The organism is Bacillus sp. FSL R5-0286 (assembly GCF_038593245.1).
GTDB classification, from domain to species: Bacteria; Bacillota; Bacilli; order Bacillales; family Bacillaceae; genus Bacillus; species Bacillus altitudinis.
In genome coordinates, this window is sequence record NZ_CP151977.1 from 1,696,809 (window position 1) to 1,716,977 (window position 20,169).

Sequence of the window (20,169 nt, forward strand, 5' to 3'; positions counted from 1 at the left end):
GTGAGGATCTCATTCCCTGTGAAGGCCCTGTATGTTGAGACACAAAACAATGTACATGCCGACACTTTATTTGTAAAACCAAGTTCATAGCAAGAGGAGGTGAAAATATGTCGCCTACGATGTTTACGATCATCTCCATTTTGCTGAGCCTAATCTGTTTAGTTGTTGGCTACTTTGTTCGTAAAACCATTGCAGAAGCAAAAATATCCGGCGCAAGAAACATGGCCGAACAAATTGTTGAGGATGCAAAGCGTGATGCGGAAGCATTGAAGAAAGAAGCGCTCTTAGAAGCGAAAGATGAAATTCATTCGTTTCGTGTAGAGGCGGAGCAAGAAGTTCGTGAAAGACGTAATGAGCTTCAAAGACAAGAAAACCGTTTACTTCAAAAAGAGGAAAACCTTGATCGCAAGGACGAATCTTTAGATAAACGGGAGTCCCTGTTGGAGAAGAGAGATCATTCTCTGAATGAACGACAACAACATATTGAAGAGATGGAAAGCAAAGTGGATGATATGATTCGTTTGCAGAAAGCTGAGTTGGAGCGTATTTCTAGTCTAACTCGAGATGAAGCGAAACAAATCATTCTGGATCAAGTTGAAAATGAGCTTTCCCACGACATTGCAGTCATGACGAAAGAATCTGAAAACCGGGCGAAAGAAGAGGCTGATAAAAAAGCGAAAAACATTCTTTCACTTGCGTTACAGCGTTGTGCAGCTGATCATGTAGCTGAAACAACAGTATCTGTAGTCAATCTTCCAAATGATGAGATGAAAGGTCGTATTATCGGACGTGAGGGACGAAATATCCGTACGTTAGAAACGTTAACAGGTATTGACCTGATCATTGATGATACACCTGAAGCTGTCATCTTATCGGGCTTTGATCCGATAAGACGTGAAACAGCGAGGATAGCTCTGGACAAGCTAGTCCAGGATGGACGTATTCATCCTGCACGAATTGAAGAAATGGTGGAAAAATCACGCCGTGAAGTCGATGATTATATCCGCGAGATGGGTGAGCAAACGACATTTGAAGTCGGAGTTCACGGTTTGCATCCGGATCTCATCAAAATTCTCGGTCGCTTAAAATTCCGTACAAGTTATGGACAAAATGTCCTGAAGCATTCAATTGAGGTTGCACATCTTGCAGGTCTCATGGCTTCAGAGCTTGGAGAAGATGCAAAGCTTGCAAAACGAGCAGGTCTTCTGCATGACATTGGAAAAGCCATTGATCATGAAGTAGAAGGAAGCCACGTGGAAATTGGCGTTGAGCTTGCGACGAAATATAAAGAGCATCCTGTTGTCATCAACAGTATTGCATCTCACCATGGTGACCAAGAACCGACATCTATTATCGCTGTTCTTGTTGCGGCAGCCGATGCATTATCTGCAGCACGCCCTGGTGCAAGAAGTGAGACGCTTGAAAATTACATTCGGAGACTTGAGAAATTAGAAGACATCTCTGAATCTTATGAAGGTGTTGAAAAATCGTTTGCGATACAAGCTGGACGTGAAGTGCGTATTATGGTGAAGCCAGATTCAATTAATGATCTTGAAGCTCACCGTCTAGCAAGGGATATTCGTAAGCGGATTGAGGACGAGCTCGATTACCCTGGTCACATTAAAGTGACAGTTATTCGAGAAACTCGCGCAGTAGAGTATGCAAAATAGAGCGGTGCGCTTAGCGCCGCTTTATTTTTTTGTGTAAATATGCAACACTGATAAGAAGATCATTTTATAAGAGAAAGGGTTCAAAACGTATGAAAATATTATTTGTTGGAGATATCGTTGGTTCACCTGGCAGAGATACACTGAAAGAATACTTGCCAAAGCTAAAGAAAAAATATCAGCCACACTTTACGATTGTCAATGGAGAAAATGCGGCTCATGGGAAAGGACTCACAGAGAAAATCTATCACGAGCTGCTTCAAGCTGGGGCTGATGTGCTCACGATGGGGAACCATACATGGGATAAAAGAGACATTTTCGATTTCATCGATGATGCACCCCATATTGTTCGTCCGGCAAACTTCCCGCAAGGTACACCAGGGAAAGGGCTTACTTTTATTAAAAAACAAGGTAAAGAACTAGCTGTCATCAACTTGCAAGGCCGCACATTTTTACCTCCGATTGACTGCCCATTTCAAAAAGTAGATGAGCTCATAGCAGAAGCTTCAAAACGTACACCGTTTATTTTTATTGATTTTCATGGTGAAGCCACAAGTGAAAAGCAAGCAATGGGCTGGTATACAGACGGCCGTGCATCATGTGTCGTTGGAACGCATACACATGTTCAAACAGCAGATAACCGCGTCTTGCCAAAAGGAACTGCTTATATTTCGGATGTTGGCATGACTGGTCCTTATGACGGTATTTTAGGTGTTGATCGGGAAACGATTATTAAACGATTTAAAACGAGCCTCCCTGTCCGTTTTGAAATTGCAGAAGGCCGCACGACATTAAGTGCAGTGATCGTAGAAATTGACGAACCGTCGAAAAAAGCTGTCAAAATTGATCGAATTTTGATAAATGATGACCATATTTTCTTTGAATAAATATTCACATATTTATTTCAGAAAAATATTAATCAGAAAGAAGGAATATGCGCCCTCTATCGTGAATATAGTAAAAATGGTAGGTAGCCTGCTATTTTTGAAAAACATTTTGGGGATGGATTTTCAAAAAAATAGCAACATCTAACAAAGATTGTTCTAATGAACACTCACTTATCCATTGTAAATTTAAGGGGGAGCAAAAATGGAAATTTTAAAAGTTTCAGCAAAGTCAAATCCAAATTCAGTAGCAGGAGCATTAGCCGGCGTTTTACGTGAACGCGGTGCAGCGGAAATACAGGCTATCGGCGCTGGAGCACTGAATCAGGCGGTCAAGGCTGTCGCCATTGCAAGGGGATTTGTTGCGCCTAGCGGAGTGGATTTGATATGCATTCCAGCCTTTACTGACATTCTTATCGATGGAGAAGAAAGAACAGCAATCAAACTGATTGTTGAACCACGATAATTCTAATTTTATTATTTTCAACCTGCTTACATCATGTAAGCAGGTTGTTTTTGTTTACCGCTATACATTTCTCATATAACATATTTCTTTCACAAAATAGATAGAAAATGACATATTAGAGCTTGCATTTTTTCACCATGATGATAAATTAAGATTAAGTTGAAAATACTTCATCAAAAATAAATATTTAAGTAGGTGAAATAATGATCGAAGCTTTTTTAAAAAGAGGAAAGCTTGTTTTTATTTTATTTTTTATCGTTCTCATTGCTGGAGGTTATTTGTTTACACAGCTTCCTAAACGAGAACTGCCAGAGTTTCAAGCAAATATTGTAACCATTTCGACTGTTTTCCCTGGTGCTGATGCAAAACAGGTAGAAAGTGATGTCACCAATAAGCTCGAGTCGGCTATTTCTGATATCAATGGTGTAGAGAAGACAAGCTCTGTTTCTGCTATTGGTTTCTCAAATATTGTGCTTGAAATTGATGATCAAGCCGATTTTCAAAAGGTGGCAAGTCAAATCAAGAGTGAAACCACAAATGCGGCCTCTTCTTTTCCAGATGGTGTGATGGAGCCAGATGTAAAGGATGAGTTTGGCAACGTGCCAGTTGGTTCTTATATGATTGTAGCAAGTAACTCATCTGATTTAGCAAAAAGTCAGGAATCGCTGCGTGCGTTAAAAGAAAAAGTGGAGGACATCAAAGGTGTTGATGGTGTCGTCATCAAAGGGTTCAATGACAAACAAGCAATATTGAACTTGGATTCAAGTAAACTGGAGGATAACGGGTTAAACGTGACCGATGTCACAAATGCCATCAATCAAGAATTTGACACATCCCCTCTAGGTGACGTCCAGGCAGATGGAGAAAAGGTCAAGCTGTCCATTGATGTCTATGATCGTTTAGATCAAATGAAAAAGATTGAGATTTTCTCAAAAACGAGCCGAGAGCCTGTTACAATCGGTGAGCTTGGTCGTTTAAAAGAAGTAGAAAAAGAGAAAAGTGATATCGTTTCATATAACGGAAAGCCAGCCTATTCATTTACAGTCAATATTAAGCCAGGACTGGATATTCCTAAAATGTATGACAAAGTCAGTGCGGTCATTGAAAAAGAGAAAGAGCTGCCAAATGGTGTGGATTGGATAGACTACTATTCACAAAAAAGTGAAGTAGATGCCATTTTTAACGATTTAATCAAAGAAGCGATCGTGGCCGTCATCGCCGTCATTGTCGTCACCACACTTGGTCTAACTATTGGTGGTGCGTTTATCGTTTCACTTGCGATTCCGCTATCCATAACGATCGGAACCATCCCGCTGCCGTTTTTACAAGTGGACCTTAATCAAATTTCAATTATTGGCTTTATCATTGCGCTAGGGATACTTGTGGATGACGCCATTGTCGTCAACGATAATATTTTAAGGCAGATGAAAAAATACGAAAGTCCGCTTAAAGGAACAATTGCAGGTGTAAAAGAAGTGGCTGGATCCATTTTGACGTCAACACTAGCTGTTGTCTTTGCCTTCTTGCCGCTTGTTTTCCTTTCTGGTGCGAACGGTTCATTTATTCGAGCGTTACCGTCTGTTCTAGTCACAACTGTACTTGCGTCAATGGTCATTTCATTGACACTTGTGCCAGTGTATCAATATACAGCAAACCGAAAAAGAAAGAACAAGAAGATTCAAAAAGAACCTGGTTTCTTAGGCAAACAATTAAAAAGGTTAGCCGATTTTTATGCAGATCGAGTACTGACAAACATCGTGAAGCGACCACTTCTCATTGGATTAAGTGGTTTGCTCGTTGCCACACTTGCCTTTTTGCTTATTTTCGCCACACCATTTGAGTTTTTCCCTGCGGCGAATAAGAAAGAGGTGGTTGTCACTGTGACACTGCCAAGTGAAACAACCTTAGATAAAACGAATGACACATTAGAGAAAATAGAACAAGAGATCAAACAGCAAAAAGGCATTGAAGAGACGGCCATTTTTGCAGGCGGCGGTGTGCCGAACTTGTTTAATGAAAGTATCTCAAACGCAAGTGATCATACGGGTCAGGTTGTTGTCAGAGTAGACAATGAACAGATGACAAGCAAAGCATTGATCGATCGTATGACAGAGCCATTGCGAAAGAAATTTAAAGATGCTGATATCTTTATGAAAACCATTGTTCAAGGACCGCCAACTGGAGCGCCTGTGACCGTAACCATTGCAGGAGAACAATTTTCAAAGCTCGTGGATGTGAAAGAGAAGCTCACAAAAGAAATGAAAGAAAGTGGAGCGAGCCTGATCACAGACGATGTCAATCAACCGGTGAAAACCATCTCATTTGAATTGAATCGTGACCGAATGGCAGAGGATGGGCTCACTGCTCAGTTTGTCAGCAGACAGCTTGGCCTAGTCACAGAAGGAATTCCATTAGGCACCTTTAAACAAGGAACAGATGACATCGACCTCGTAGTGAAACAAGACATGAGCACACATCAAAACGGACTGAAGCTAAAAGACATCAAGGTGCCTGTGAGTACAAATGAGGGGGGAATGCCTCAACTTGAGCCGCTTAGCCGATATGTAAAGGAAAAAGAAACAGAGCAGTATGAAAGCATTCCGCATGAAAACGGGATGCCGACGATCACGTTAAAGGCATATCCTGGCACATCAGATACGTTTAAAGACGATATGACAGAAGTTGTAAATGAAGTTGGGGAAAGCGATGCAGCGAAGAATTTGACCATTTCTCAGGGCGGAGAAAATGAAGATCAAACCCAATTCTTTATTGAAATTAGTCTCTTATTTGGGGTAGTCCTGCTGCTCATTTATGTGACCATCGCTTTCCAGTTCAATTCACTCATGCTTCCGCTTTTAGTTCTTGGAACGGTTTACTTAGCGATATCCGGAGCCATTATTGGACTATTTGTCACTCAAACGCCGTTTAGCTTTATGGCCACAATGGGGATTGTCTCATTGGCAGGTATTGTTGTCCGAAATGCGGTCGTTTTGTTTGAATTTATTGAACAGAGGCGCAAGCAAGGTCTCGATCAACGAACAGCTGTGATTGAAGCGGGGAGGGCAAGGATTAGACCTATTTTGCTGACAGCATTTACAGCACTTGTCGCTCTTATGCCCGTTGCTTTAAGTAATGACCCACTCTTTAAGCCGCTAGCGATCTGCATCGTATCAGGTGTCTTTTTCTCAACGATTCTGACACTACTGATTGTGCCGGCTTTATATGTAGCCGTTTCAAAAAAACGCTGACGACTTAAAAGCAAATCTCCGAATAAAAGGAGATTTGCTTTTTTTTTAGAAAAATATCTAAAAAAATATGTGGAGTGTTCATTTGTCTCCTCCTGAAAGACAGTGGTATTTACGTCTAAAATAAGACATGATAAGATCTGATTGGGAGAAGTTTTTTAACAAAGGGGTTGTACGTCATGTGTGGAACGATGAAAGCTATTGTTAAAAAAGAAAGCGCTTACGGGGCGGCGATGATGGAAATGCCGATTCCAGAAATAAGTGATCATGAAGTGCTCATCCAGGTAAAGGCTACATCGATATGCGGAACGGATGTGCATATTTATAATTGGGATGATTGGGCGAAGGGGAGAGTCCAAGCACCGTACATTTTTGGTCATGAATTCACAGGGGAAGTTGTCAAAACGGGGAACCAAGTCTCACGAGCAAAAGTAGGGGATTTTGTATCGGCTGAGACGCATATTGTCTGTAATCAGTGTTATATGTGTTTAACGGGTCAGCAGCATTTGTGCAGCGAAACGAAAATTTTAGGGGTAGACATTGATGGCTGTTTTGCTGAATATGTCAAAGTACCAGAACAAAATGTGTGGCATAATCCAGCTCAAATGCCAGTGGAACTTGCATCTATTCAAGAACCGCTTGGAAATGCTGTTCATACAGTTCTGCATACACCTGTTTCAGGAAAGTCAGTGGCGATTTTTGGCTGTGGTCCCATTGGTTTAATGGCGATTGCGGTTGCAAAAGCCTCCGGGGCTGTCCAAGTGTTCGCTGTTGATAAAAATGAATACAGACTGGATCTTGCCCGTAAAATGGGTGCAGATCATATCGTGGATATCGGAAAAGATGATCCTGTTGCCATGATTAAGCAGCTCACGCGGATGGAAGGGGCAGACGTGATGTGTGAGATGTCAGGACATCCCGTTGCGATTAATCAAGCACTCGAAGCTTGTGCAAATGGAGGGAAAGTGAATATACTAAGTTTGCCAGAGCGGCCGGTAACCATTGACATTACGAATCAAATTGTTTTTAGGGGATTAACCGTGCAAGGGATCACGGGGAGAAAAATGTTTGAGACGTGGCGTCAAGTATCCGAACTTTTAAGAACGAATACTATTGATGTACAGCCGGTTGTCACCCATACGCTGCCATTTGAAGATTTTGAAAAGGGATTTGAACTCATGAGAAATGGTACGTGCGGGAAGGTCGTACTGATCATGCCATCATATCAAAGGGGGACGAAATGATGAAAGAATTTACGTATTTACAAGATGAATTGGACACAATGAAGCAGCAAGGCACCCATCAAACACTGAAAGAAATCGATTCCAAACAATCTTCCACGGTGACATTAAATGAACAATCCGTCATACAACTCTCTTCAAATAACTACTTAGGTCTCACCTCACATCCAAGGCTGATGAAAGCGGCAAAAGAGGCGATTGATGAATTCGGTGCTGGAACAGGATCTGTACGAACCATTGCTGGAACGATGACAATGCATGAACGGCTTGAAAAAAAGCTCGCAGCTTTTAAAAAGACAGAGGCAGCCCTCGTATTCCAATCAGGCTTTACGACCAACCAAGGGGTCTTATCCAGTATTCTCACAAAAGATGATATTGTCATTTCAGATGAGCTGAACCATGCCTCAATCATCGATGGGATTCGCTTAACAAAGGCAGATAAAAAAGTATATGCTCATTCTAATATGGAAGAGCTTGAGAAAATTTTAAAGAAATCGATGAATTACCGCGTCCGTCTTATCGTGACAGATGGTGTGTTCTCAATGGATGGAGATATTGCACCGCTTCCTGAGATTGTAAGACTTGCAGAAGCATATGATGCCTTTGTGATGGTAGACGATGCCCATGCGTCTGGAGTACTTGGTGAAAATGGGCGCGGAACAGTGAATCATTTTCAACTTGACGGCAGAGTGCATATTCAGGTTGGCACACTTAGTAAGGCAGTTGGTGTGCTAGGCGGTTACGTCGCTGGTTCTGCCGTTTTAATCGACTATTTAAAGCATAAAGCAAGACCGTTTTTATTCAGCACCTCACATCCGCCGGCTGTCACAAGAGCCTGTGAAGAAGCCATTGAAGTGCTGTTAGACGAACCGGAGCGCATTGAAACACTTTGGGAGAACGCGGCCTATTTTAAAGAAAAAGTCATCGGTCTTGGATTTGAGGTGGCACCAACAGAAACGCCTATTATTCCGATGATGATTGGAGACGAGGCACTCACTTTCCGTTTTTCAAAAGCATTAATCGAGCGCGGCGTTTTCGCTCAAGGCATTGCTTTCCCAACTGTAGCGAAAGGAAAAGCGAGAATTAGAGCCATCATCACAGCAGAGCACACAAAAGAAGAGCTTGACCGTGCACTGACAATCATTGAAGAAGAAGCAAAAAAACTGAATATACTTGATTGAGAGAGCTGAGGCTCTCTTTTCTTTTGCGCTAATCTTTCCATATTTCATCAAATCTACCGTTTGTTATGTATAATGTATGTAAAAAGATCTATTGAGGTAAGTGGTGAGACAAATGTTATTTAATAAAGAAGATTTTTATGAACAATTTTTAGATTATAAAAAGAATACAAATACGGATAAAGATCACCCTTTTCACAACTTATTTAACAAAGAAATTCCAAACAATCTTCGTCAAGAATTACAAAAACTTGGTATGAGAAATTTGGATAGAATTGATATTAAGGCATCTACAGGACATGGGAAAGTTGCAGAGTCTATTTGGATCGCATTTCTAGACAAACTTTTAACTTTGAACCATAAAACAAACAGAACAACAACACAAAAAGGATTATATATAGTCATTTTATTTGCTAATAACGCAAAGGACTTTTATTTATCCATTGGATTAGGTACTGAAAATTTATCTCTGGAAAAGATTAAAGGTGAAGCGGATATATGGCGAGAGCGACTAAGACCTCAATTGAAGCATAGTCCTAATTTAAATGGGTTTGAAACAGGTGACTTTTACCTAGGAGAGTCTGATAGACCAATAAAGTATGCAGCAGGTTCATTGGTATTTAAAAGGTATAACATCGATACACTAAATCACCAAGAATTTTTAAAAGATATATACACTTTGAATGAATTTTTTTATGATTTTATTTTCGAAGTATACTCTAATCCGGATATTGTGATGGACACAAAAGATAAAAAAAGCAAAAAACGAAAAAGAATCATTCATAGAGATGTTTATAAACAATTAAGAGAAGAAAGAGCAAAGCAAAATGAAGAGACAGGTAGAATAGCAGAAAAATTTGTTTATCATAAGGAAATAGAGCAATTAAAAGCAGTGGGACGGGAACAATTAGCGGAAGCTGTCGATTGGGTAGCTGAAACAGAAGATGGTCATGGATTTGATATCAAATCTTATTACCCCGATGGAAAAGAGAAGTTTATAGAAGTAAAAGGATCTAAACTGACTCACCATGACTTTCCATTCTTCTTATCTGAACAAGAAAGAATCGTAGCAGAAGAAGAAAAAGAATCATATGTAATTACTTTAGTTGAGAGTGTCGGTACACAGCAGATGAAGATTGTCAAAGAAATACAAAATCCTTTAGGAAAAGACGATCTCCATCTGAAGCCTACTCAATATTCATGTAAAATTCGTGTGGATTGAAAAGTGTGGACACATATGAATTTATTTTCAATTCACGACAAAATAGTCTATACTGTAGGGTGGAGCTTGGTTTGAAAGGAGTACAAATTCATGAATGAAGAGCAGAGAAAAGCGAGCGGACAAGTAAGTTCATCGGACAAAAAATCCGAGAAGGACTACAGCCAATATTTTGAAGCTGTGTACATTCCGCCTTCCTTAAAAGATGCAAAAAAACGGGGTAAAGAAGAAGTCGAATACAATCAATTTCAAATTGACGAGCGGTTTCAAGGATTAGGGAACGGCCGCAAGTTTTATATTCGCACATATGGCTGTCAAATGAATGAGCATGACACAGAAGTGATGGCTGGTATTTTTATGGCGCTTGGTTATGAACCAACAAATTCGACTGAAGATGCGAATGTCATCTTATTAAACACTTGTGCCATTCGTGAGAATGCAGAAAACAAAGTGTTTGGAGAGCTTGGTCATTTAAAAGCATTAAAGCGTGAAAAGCCAGATTTAATCTTAGGCGTCTGCGGATGCATGTCGCAAGAAGAATCTGTCGTTAACCGTATTTTAAAGAAACACCCATTTGTTGACTTGATTTTCGGTACCCATAACATTCACCGGCTGCCAGAGCTATTATCTGAATGCTACCTTTCAAAAGAAATGGTCATTGAGGTTTGGTCTAAAGAAGGCGATGTGATTGAAAATCTTCCGAGAGCCCGCCAAGGAAAAATTAAGGGCTGGGTGAATATTATGTACGGTTGTGATAAATTCTGTACATACTGTATCGTCCCTTACACGCGCGGTAAGGAAAGAAGCCGCCGTCCGGATGAAATTATTCAAGAGGTCAGACGTTTAGCGGCAGAAGGATATAAAGAAATTACCCTTCTTGGTCAAAACGTGAATGCGTATGGAAAAGATTTTGAAGACATGGAATATGGTCTTGGTCACCTCATGGATGAGCTGCGTAAAATCGATATTCCACGTATCCGTTTTACAACAAGCCACCCGCGTGACTTTGATGATCACTTAATTGAAGTGCTTGCCAAAGGCGGAAACCTTCTCGACCATATTCATTTGCCGGTTCAATCAGGAAGTTCTTCTGTGCTGAAACTCATGGCAAGAAAATACGACCGTGAACGTTACCTTGACCTAGTGCGCAAAATCAAAGAGGCAATGCCAAATGCTTCATTAACAACGGACATTATCGTTGGGTTCCCAAATGAAACAGATGAGCAGTTTGAAGAGACGCTTTCCCTCTATCGTGAGGTTGAGTTTGATGCGGCTTATACGTTCATTTACTCTCCAAGAGAAGGAACACCAGCAGCCAATATGAAAGACAACGTGCCAATGCGTGTAAAAAAAGAACGTCTGCAGCGCCTGAATGCACTCGTAAATGAAATTTCTGCGAAAAAAATGAAGGAATATGAAGGGCAGACTGTCGAAGTATTAGTAGAGGGTGAAAGTAAAAACAACCCTGAGATCCTAGCCGGATATACAAGTAAAAGCAAGCTTGTGAATTTTAAAGCACCAAAAGAAGCGATTGGCAACATCGTCAAAGTGAAAATCACACAAGCCAAAACTTGGTCTCTTGACGGAGAAATGGTTGGAGAAGCTATCGAGGTGAATTAAAATGACGCTTTATTCAAAAAAAGAGATTGTCGAGCGCGCAAGAGAGCTCGCGAAAATGATTTCTGAAACAGAAGAAGTTGATTTCTTCAAAAAAGCAGAAGCGCAAATCAATGAAAATACAAAAATTGCAGCGATCATTAATCAAATTAAGGCGCTTCAAAAGCAAGCTGTGAATTTAAAGCATTATGGCAAACAAGAAGCCTTAAAACAAGTGGAAGAAAAAATTGATGCCCTGCAAGAAGAACTGGATGAGATCCCAGTGATTCAAGAATTCAAAGAATCACAAACAGAGGTTAATTCCCTGCTTCAGCTTGTAGCGCACACGATTTCTAATCAAGTAACGGATGAAATCATTCTTTCAACCGGCGGTGACCTCTTATTAGGAGAAACCGGTTCAAAAGTGAAAAACTCATCCCCAAGTTGCTCCATTAAATGAGAAAACCCCGCAGATGCGGGGTTTTTTGTTTTCTGATGTAAGAATTGCATACCTTCTTTCTCCTTCAGCTTCCATCAACCCCAATCTCTCACTCTCCAACTTTTCCAATTTTCAAGGCAAGTTTATGGGCGACCATGCATACACTGAAACAGAAATGAATTTAATTGAACATGAGACTCAAAATCGTGACACACTAGACGAATGCCCAGCATAAGATAAAACGATCAAGAACAAGGAGGCATGCCGGAATGTCTGAATACAGAGAAATTATTACAAAAGCGGTGGTTGCAAAAGGGAGGAAATTTACCCAAAGCACACACACCATTTCTCCATCGCAAAAACCAACCAGCATCCTAGGCGGTTGGATCATTAATCATAAGTATGATGCTGAAAAGGTCGGTAAAACAGTTGAGATTGAAGGTACATTTGATATTAACGTGTGGTATTCTTACGCAGACAACACGAAAACCGAAGTGGTCACAGAACGTGTAAAATATGTAGATATCATCAAACTGAGATATAAAGATAAAAACTTCCTTGATGATGAGCACGAAGTGATTGCGAAAGTCTTACAGCAGCCCAATTGCTTAGAAGTCACCATTTCTCCAAATGGCAATAAAATTGTCGTTCAAGCAGAGCGTGAATTCATTGCTGAAGTAGTAGGGGAAACCAAAATTGTTGTAGAAGTCAATTCAAGCTGGAAAGAAAAAGATGATCACGAATGGGAAGAAGAAGTGGATGAGGAATTAGAAGATATTCATCCAGAATTCCTCGCGGGTGATCCAGAAGAGTAATTGATGACTAGGGCGCATATCCCCCTAGTTTTTTTGTGCCTTGATCTAGGGAAAAAAGGTGAATTTTTATGCTATAATGAAAGATGGTATGAATTCGAAAGTAATATAGTGAGGGATTAGAAATATGGCAAGTTATACGCCCATGATACAGCAATATTTAAAGATCAAGGCAGATTACCAAGATGCCTTTTTATTTTTTCGCTTAGGCGATTTTTATGAAATGTTTTTTGATGATGCAAAAGAAGCAGCACAAGAATTAGAAATTACGTTAACAAGCAGGGATGGCGGAACGATTCCAATGTGTGGTGTTCCATATCATTCTGCGTCTGCATACATAGAACAACTGATAGAAAAAGGCTATAAAGTCGCCATTTGTGAGCAGGTGGAAGACCCTAAAACGGCAAAAGGTGTGGTCAAAAGAGAGGTCGTTCAACTGATTACACCAGGTACGGTCATGGATGGCAAAGGACTGAATGAAAACGAAAATAACTTTATCGCGTCTGTTTCCAGCTTTCAAAATGGCTACGGTCTTGCGCTTTCCGATTTATCAACAGGTGAAAACATGGCGGCTTTCATTGAACGGTTAGATGAAGTTGTGTCTGAAATTTATTCTGTCGGTGCAAAAGAGATTGTGGTATCAAAGCAGCTCGATGAAGAAACAGTGAAAACCCTGAAGGAACGCTGCCAAGCGACCATCTCATACGAAGATAGCGATGAATTAATAGATGAAGCTGAACGACTCGTTTCTCATCTTGACGAACATCTGAAAATGGCATTTTTAACACTCTATGCATACTTAAGAAGAACGCAAAAAAGGAGTCTTGATCATCTTCAGCAAGTTCAAGTATTTGAGCTTGAACAAACGATGAAAATTGATCTTTACTCAAAAAGAAACCTTGAATTAACAGAAACCATCCGTTCAAAAAGCAAGAAGGGTTCTTTATTATGGCTCTTAGATGAAACAAAAACGGCAATGGGTGGAAGATTGCTGAAGCAATGGATTGATCGTCCGCTCATCCGCCTTTCACAAATCAAAGAACGCCAGGAAATGGTGCAAATTTTGATGGAACATTTCTTTGAGCGAGAGGATCTGCGAGAACGTTTAAAGCAAGTGTATGATCTTGAACGTCTAGCAGGCCGTGTGGCATTTGGAAATGTGAATGCCCGTGATCTTATTCAATTGAAAGAATCTCTCAAGCAAGTGCCGGCTATTAAAGAGCTTGTCCATTCTCTCCCGGAGGGTATGGCGAAATCTAGAGCAAATGACATTGATCCATGCGTTGATTTACTTGATTTATTAGAAGATGCTCTTTATGAGAATCCGCCGATGACGTTAAAAGAAGGCAATTTGATTAAAGACGGCTACAATGCAAAATTAGATGAATATCGTGATGCGAGCCGAAACGGGAAAGATTGGATCGCTCGTCTTGAACAGCAAGAAAGAGAATATACAGGCATTCGATCGTTGAAAGTCGGCTTTAATAAAGTGTTTGGCTACTATATCGAAGTGACCCGTGCAAATACGCATTTATTAGAAGAAGGCCGTTATGAAAGAAAACAAACCCTTGCCAATGCAGAGCGGTATATTACACCTGAATTGAAAGAAAAAGAAGCCCTTATTCTTGAGGCGGAATCAAATATTAGTGAATTGGAATATGAACTATTTTCTGCGCTTCGGGAACAAGTAAAAGCCTATATTCCTAGATTACAGTTGCTCGCAAAACAAATGAGTGAGCTTGATGCGCTGCAATGCTTTGCGACTGTGAGTGAAAAGCGGCGTTATGTCCGCCCAGAATTTTCATCAGATGAAGTGGAAGTCATTGATGGTCGTCATCCTGTTGTTGAAAAAGTGATGGATCATCAAGAGTATGTGCCGAATGACTGCCAAATGGGCAAAGGAAGACAAACCTTGCTCATTACTGGTCCGAATATGTCAGGGAAAAGCACATATATGAGACAAATGGCATTGATCTCGATTCTTGCGCAAATTGGCTGTTTTGTGCCAGCATCAAAGGCAACACTTCCGATTTTTGATCAAATCTTTACACGTATTGGGGCGGCAGATGATTTGATTTCTGGTCAAAGTACTTTTATGGTAGAGATGCTCGAAGCAAAAAATGCGATGGTACATGCGACAAAGAACAGCTTGATTTTATTTGATGAGATTGGACGCGGGACAAGCACTTATGATGGAATGGCTCTTGCACAGGCAATCATTGAATTTGTGCATGATCATATTGGAGCCAAAACCCTTTTCTCTACCCATTATCATGAACTGACGGTACTTGAATCCCAATTAAGCGAACTGAAAAATGTCCACGTACGAGCAGAAGAGCATGAAGGAACAGTTGTTTTCTTACATCAAATCAAAGAAGGAGCAGCGGATAAAAGCTACGGCATCCATGTAGCGCAGCTTGCTGAACTGCCTGATGCGATCATTGATCGAGCCCAGACCATCTTAACAGAGCTTGAGAGCGGATCACATGAAGTGATTCCGCGCGTCTCTAAAGCCCCGAAAAAAGAAATGGCTGAGGAAAAACAGCAGCTTTCTTTCTTTGAAGTGGAAGAAAAACCGCAAACAAAACCTGTGCTGAAAAACAAAGATCAAGCAGTGATCGAAGAATTGAAGTCATTTAATTTAATGGATATGACACCGCTTGAAGCGATGACAAAGCTATATGAATTGCAAAAGAAATTATAATGTAAGGTGAGGTGAGCAAGAAATGGCAAAGATTATTCAGTTATCCGATGACCTATCAAATAAAATTGCAGCTGGTGAAGTGGTCGAACGTCCGGCTTCTGTTGTGAAGGAGCTCGTGGAAAATGCGATCGATGCTAGTAGTACTGTCATTGAAATCGATGTAGAAGAAGCAGGACTTTCTTCTATTAGAATTATTGATAATGGGGTGGGAATCGATGCTGAAGATTGTAAGCTCGCCTTTCAGCGTCATGCGACGAGTAAAATCAAAGATGAAAATGATCTGTTTCGTGTCAGGACGCTCGGTTTCAGGGGGGAGGCGCTGCCAAGTATTGCCTCCGTCTCTCACTTAGAAATGAAGACAAGTACCGGTGAAGGTGCTGGAACACACTTAGCTCTCCAAGGCGGGAAGATCATTTCGGAGAAAAAAACCTCTGGCCGTCGCGGCACCGAAATTGTGGTCACCAATTTATTTTATAATACGCCAGCCCGTCTAAAATACATGAAAACTGTTCATACGGAGCTTGGCAACATCTCTGATGTTGTGAACCGAATTGCACTTGCTCATCCAGAAGTGTCGATTCGTTTGCGACATCAAGGAAAAGTGCTGCTTCAAACAAATGGAAACGGAGATGTGCGGCATGTGCTTGCGGCCATTTATGGAACGGCAGTGGCCAAAAAAATGCTGCCACTACATGTACAATCACTTGATTTTGAAGTAAAAGGCTATATTTCCTTACCAGAAGTGACAAGGGCATCACGTAATTATATGTCTTCTGTTGTCAACGGTAGATATGTCAAGCATTTCCCACTGGTGAAAGCCATTCATGAAGGATACCATACACTGCTCCCGATCGGACGCCATCCGATTACATTTATTGAGATGAAGATGGACCCAATTTTAGTCGATGTGAACGTACATCCTTCTAAACTTGAAGTCAGACTAAGTAAAGAGCAGGAACTTCATGAGTTGATCAAACAAGGGATTAAAGACGTCTTTCAAAAGCAGCAGCTTATTCCAAGTGCTTCAGTGCCAAAAAAAGCACCAATGCCAGCAGTGAAAAATGAGCAGCAGTCTTTATCTTTTGATTCTAAACAAACAATGAAAAGCCGAATGGAAACACCTGCTTCCTATGAGCCGGACTCGCTCGAATCGGCTGTATACGAGACCAGTCAGAACGACACATACGGGGTGCGTGAACCGGAAAGTACGGAAGCGACTTTACCAGCATCGTCTAAAGAAACGTTTGACCATGTATATGTAGAGGAATCTGCAGCTTCGCATGAACAACATGACGAAGTGATACTGGAAGACAGTGCAGCCCAGCATCAGGCTGAAAGTGAACGTGTCCCTGTGATGTATCCGATTGGACAAATGCACGGAACGTATATTTTGGCTCAAAATGAACGCGGTCTTTATATCATCGATCAGCACGCTGCCCAAGAGCGAATCAAGTATGAGTACTTTCGTGAAAAGGTAGGAGACATTGAACAGGAAGTGCAAGAAATGCTTGTTCCATTAACCTTTCACTACTCAAAAAACGATATGTTGATTATTGAAGAGCATATCGATATTTTAGCAAAAGTAGGGGTCTTCTTAGAGCCATTCGGATCAGGCAGCTATATCGTTCGATCGCATCCGCAGTGGTTTCCTAAAGGAGAAGAGGCTGAACTCATCGAAGAAATCATTCAGCAAGTACTTGATGAAAAGCGTGTGGATATCAAGAAACTGAGAGAAGAAGCGGCGATCATGATGAGCTGTAAAGGCTCGATTAAAGCAAATCGTCATTTGCGTCACGATGAAATCAAAGCCTTATTAGATGAACTCCGGCAAACACAAGACCCATTTACATGTCCGCATGGCCGGCCGATTATGATTCATCATTCCACATATGAAATGGAGAAGATGTTTAAGCGGGTGATGTAGCTAGGTTTGAGATGGTGGGTGAATCGGTTTGCCCACCAATTAATTTTTCAATCCGATAGTCTGTTTCGTGTTTTTGTGATGTGAAGATAAACATCCGCTGTCATGTTGTAAGGATAACCCCTTTCCTCAAATGGATAGGGGTTTTTGTTATTTGGTTATACGATTAGGTGAAGCGTGATATGATTGTAAAAAGGAGGGAATATGATGACATTCAAAAAAGCGTTCAATATAGGTTACTTTGTTTTGCTTTTATCTTTTTTTGTCGTATATTTTTTGCTTCCAGTCGATCAACTATTTACCGCAATTATGATCCTAACCTTACTATTTGGCGTATATCAATTTGTGATTTTTAAAAAACTAAAAGAGCAAAAATAACAATAAAAAACGCCATATATGGATTTGCCAACTAAATGATGACAGACCATCATGAGATATGGTGTAACAATTATATGCAGTAAGCACAGCGGCAAGAGATATGATAAATGAGAAAAAGCGCTCTAAGAGCGCTTTTTTGTTTAGCATCCGCAAGGATTTGGCGGTGTGACGACAACTGGTCGTTTATTAATATCAATCGTATCCTCTGCATAAAATGTGGAACCGATGCTGATCGCACGATTTTCTGCGCGGAACGTATATGTACCTGCAGCAGGAAGTACTTTATGAGAAAGTTGTAATGTATATTGGGAACTTCCGAATAAATCGAAACGAGCTGGAATGCGAACAGTTTTTCCATTGTTCAAAATGTAACTGTCTTTTAAAGCTTTTCCATTGATAATATCCTTTGTTGTGGCTTGAAAACCTGCTGGTAAAGTAAATTCGACTGCACCAATACTTAGAACAGAATTTGGACGGTAAGTCAGGTCAATGTCAGAAAAAGACCATTCTTGTTTACTAGCTCCTGTGATTTTTGCATAAAGGGCAGCTGGCCTTGCATTCGTTGAAGCTTTACTTTCCTCTGTTTTAGCCCCTTCAGCTGATGCGGCTAGCGGTACTGAGAGTGCCATGACCAATGTAAGCATCCCCATCATAATCATTGTCCATGTTTTCTTCATTTTTTCCTTCCCCCTTGGTTGATTATAGGTAAATAATAGATGATTACATCCATTATTTACCTATAAGATTACCATATTCCTATATGTCATTAAATGGTATTTTATACCCTTATTTTGCTTGTTTTTTAGTAATAACGGGGGAGGAATGCATTTGGTTGGTTCATTCCGTAAGCATTTCCTGTCATATGATGATTTGCAGGCATCATCATCTGCATATCATGATAGCCATATGGCTGGTAGGGAGCCATACCATAACCGCCGTAGTGACCGAAGTGATGGTGATCGTTCATCTGTACATTTGAATAGGGTTCATACTGCTTCGTAAAAGGGGAATAGGCTGAATGATGATGCGGGTGGTGTCCGCTATAAGCATCTTTTTTACCGGTATGATAATGATTTGGCATATTCATATGGTCATGCATGTTTGGTGCGATCATATGCTCATGATTGGCTGTATACACATTTTCAAACGTGTGATAGGGATTTCCTTGATGGTAATGGTTGGTTTGGTTATTCATATTATTCATTTTGTATCTCATCCTTTTTTTTCAGGTTGCCATATCTTATGAGCTGCACCTGTTTCATGAGCCTATCCATATGAAAGAAAAGAACGACATGTAACAAAAAAACCGGCTTTTCAGCCGGGAAAACAAAAAGCAGGTGCAGCGTCAAACACTAAAATGAGAAGCTATGTCTTTTTCTGCGACGCTTCTTACATCTGTTGCAGACACTTTTAGGAAAATAATGGGGATCGTAGCTTCTTGACGTATCCCAAAAATCGCTCTCAAACCAATCATCTTTTTTATGATAAAACTTCTTTTTTTCACACGGATCAATATGGTGATGATCGTCATGCTTTTTATAGCATTTTGAGTGGGAATGTTTGCTCTTGCATTTGCACATTGTCATCCCTCCTAAATGTGACTCAATGCTAGTATATGCAAGAAAGGTGTACGAGGACTGGATGGTGGCGCTCCTTTTGTAAAAAAAGGCTAATTCTTTAAAAACTCAAATAAAAAGAATTGACTAGTGCTAAATTAACATGATAAAATATAAATTTTTATCCTCTGCTGAAATGTGTTATAATGATATTGTGAATACTTTCGGAGGTGGCGGATTTGTTTCAAATAGGTGATAAAATTGTTTATCCAATGCATGGAGCCGGTGTGATTGAAGGAATGGAAGAAAAAGAGATTTTAGGTAAGACGCAGGAATATTTTCTGATTCAAATGCCGAATATGCAGATGATGGTCCCAAAAGGCAGAATCAATCAACTAGGTATACGTCCGGTAGCTGATCAAGCTACGCTGAAAGTTGTGATGAACAATTTTGCAGAAGAAACAAACGACGACACGCTTACTTGGAAGCAAAGATATGATGAAAATCTGAAAAAGCTAAAAACAGGTTCGATTGAAGATGGCGCAGACGTTGTCAAAGATCTGATGAGACGTAATCAGAAAAAAGCCTTAAATTCTAGTGAAAAGAAGATGCTTGAAGATGCACGGGGCATGTTAGTGAGCGAAATTTCACTTGCACAAGGCATGTCGCAAGATGAAGTGCTGACAGCATTAGAGAATGAATTGAGAGTTTAATGCTGGATATACAGAGACTGGCTGTAAACAGAAGGAGATATTCCTTTTGTTTACAGCTTTTTTATTTGAAAAAAGATGAAAATTCCCAATTTTGTAGGCGTTTTTGACTAAAACTAAAATGAGGTCATAGGATTTAGTTTTTACTTGCAC

16 protein-coding genes are annotated in these 20,169 nt (G+C 40.4%); 14 read left to right on the top strand and 2 right to left on the bottom strand.

Going from position 1 to position 20,169, the window contains the following annotated elements:
* The first annotated feature begins 107 nt into the window (after positions 1-107).
* The 13 genes from rny (at position 108) to NST24_RS08615 (ending at position 17,750) form a co-directional block, all read left to right on the top strand.
* The gene (gene rny, locus NST24_RS08555; protein WP_003211958.1) at positions 108-1,670 is read left to right on the top strand and encodes a ribonuclease Y; all 1,563 of its coding nucleotides are present in this window, start codon (positions 108-110) and stop codon (positions 1,668-1,670) included.
* An 89-nt stretch (positions 1,671-1,759) separates the two neighbouring features.
* Entirely contained in the window at positions 1,760-2,554 is a 795-nt protein-coding gene (locus NST24_RS08560) for a TIGR00282 family metallophosphoesterase (RefSeq protein ID WP_019744184.1), read from the top strand.
* Between the two features lie 202 nt (positions 2,555-2,756).
* The gene (spoVS, locus tag NST24_RS08565) at positions 2,757-3,017 is read left to right on the top strand and encodes a stage V sporulation protein SpoVS (RefSeq protein ID WP_003211281.1); all 261 of its coding nucleotides are present in this window, start codon (positions 2,757-2,759) and stop codon (positions 3,015-3,017) included.
* A gap of 203 nt (positions 3,018-3,220) precedes the next feature.
* Positions 3,221-6,265 carry an efflux RND transporter permease subunit gene (locus NST24_RS08570; protein ID WP_342462543.1) on the top strand — a complete coding sequence of 1,015 codons (3,045 nt, stop codon included), beginning with the start codon at positions 3,221-3,223 and terminating at the stop codon, positions 6,263-6,265.
* A gap of 176 nt (positions 6,266-6,441) precedes the next feature.
* Positions 6,442-7,506, top strand: coding sequence for an L-threonine 3-dehydrogenase (tdh, locus tag NST24_RS08575; RefSeq protein ID WP_135008874.1), 1,065 nt, complete (start codon positions 6,442-6,444; stop codon positions 7,504-7,506).
* Positions 7,503-8,684 carry a glycine C-acetyltransferase gene (locus tag NST24_RS08580; protein ID WP_007499472.1) on the top strand — a complete coding sequence of 394 codons (1,182 nt, stop codon included), beginning with the start codon at positions 7,503-7,505 and terminating at the stop codon, positions 8,682-8,684. Before tdh ends, NST24_RS08580 begins: the two co-directional genes overlap by 4 nt.
* 112 nt (positions 8,685-8,796) lie before the next feature.
* Positions 8,797-9,903: a DUF3578 domain-containing protein gene (locus NST24_RS08585; RefSeq protein WP_342462544.1), complete on the top strand. Its 1,107-nt coding sequence runs from the start codon at positions 8,797-8,799 to the stop codon at positions 9,901-9,903.
* A 90-nt stretch (positions 9,904-9,993) separates the two neighbouring features.
* A complete protein-coding gene (gene miaB / locus NST24_RS08590; RefSeq protein WP_007499471.1) occupies positions 9,994-11,520 on the top strand; it encodes a tRNA (N6-isopentenyl adenosine(37)-C2)-methylthiotransferase MiaB in 1,527 nt (508 codons plus the stop codon).
* A 1-nt stretch (position 11,521) separates the two neighbouring features.
* Positions 11,522-11,956, top strand: a complete 435-nt coding sequence (locus NST24_RS08595; RefSeq protein ID WP_342462545.1) for a RicAFT regulatory complex protein RicA family protein — start codon at positions 11,522-11,524, stop codon at positions 11,954-11,956.
* Between the two features lie 248 nt (positions 11,957-12,204).
* The gene (gene cotE, locus NST24_RS08600) at positions 12,205-12,750 is read left to right on the top strand and encodes an outer spore coat protein CotE (protein ID WP_007499466.1); all 546 of its coding nucleotides are present in this window, start codon (positions 12,205-12,207) and stop codon (positions 12,748-12,750) included.
* A gap of 124 nt (positions 12,751-12,874) precedes the next feature.
* On the top strand, positions 12,875-15,451 hold the full coding sequence (gene mutS / locus NST24_RS08605; protein WP_342462546.1) for a DNA mismatch repair protein MutS: 2,577 nt from the start codon (positions 12,875-12,877) through the stop codon (positions 15,449-15,451).
* 22 nt (positions 15,452-15,473) lie between these two features.
* Positions 15,474-17,375, top strand: coding sequence for a DNA mismatch repair endonuclease MutL (gene mutL / locus NST24_RS08610; RefSeq protein ID WP_342462547.1), 1,902 nt, complete (start codon positions 15,474-15,476; stop codon positions 17,373-17,375).
* 204 nt (positions 17,376-17,579) lie between these two features.
* Complete coding sequence (locus tag NST24_RS08615) at positions 17,580-17,750, top strand: hypothetical protein (protein WP_167493203.1); 171 nt, start codon at positions 17,580-17,582, stop codon at positions 17,748-17,750.
* 140 nt (positions 17,751-17,890) lie between these two features.
* Here the strand turns inward: NST24_RS08615 and bslA are convergent, their stop codons facing one another.
* Positions 17,891-18,427 (bottom strand): biofilm surface layer hydrophobin BslA, encoded by a 537-nt coding sequence (gene bslA / locus NST24_RS08620; RefSeq protein ID WP_024720390.1) that lies wholly within the window; start codon positions 18,425-18,427, stop codon positions 17,891-17,893.
* 125 nt (positions 18,428-18,552) lie between these two features.
* Positions 18,553-18,954 (bottom strand): hypothetical protein, encoded by a 402-nt coding sequence (locus NST24_RS08625; RefSeq protein WP_201297787.1) that lies wholly within the window; start codon positions 18,952-18,954, stop codon positions 18,553-18,555.
* 591 nt (positions 18,955-19,545) lie between these two features.
* Between NST24_RS08625 and NST24_RS08630 the strand changes: the two genes are divergently transcribed.
* The gene (locus NST24_RS08630) at positions 19,546-20,019 is read left to right on the top strand and encodes a CarD family transcriptional regulator (RefSeq protein ID WP_007499456.1); all 474 of its coding nucleotides are present in this window, start codon (positions 19,546-19,548) and stop codon (positions 20,017-20,019) included.
* Positions 20,020-20,169: the final 150 nt, after the last annotated feature.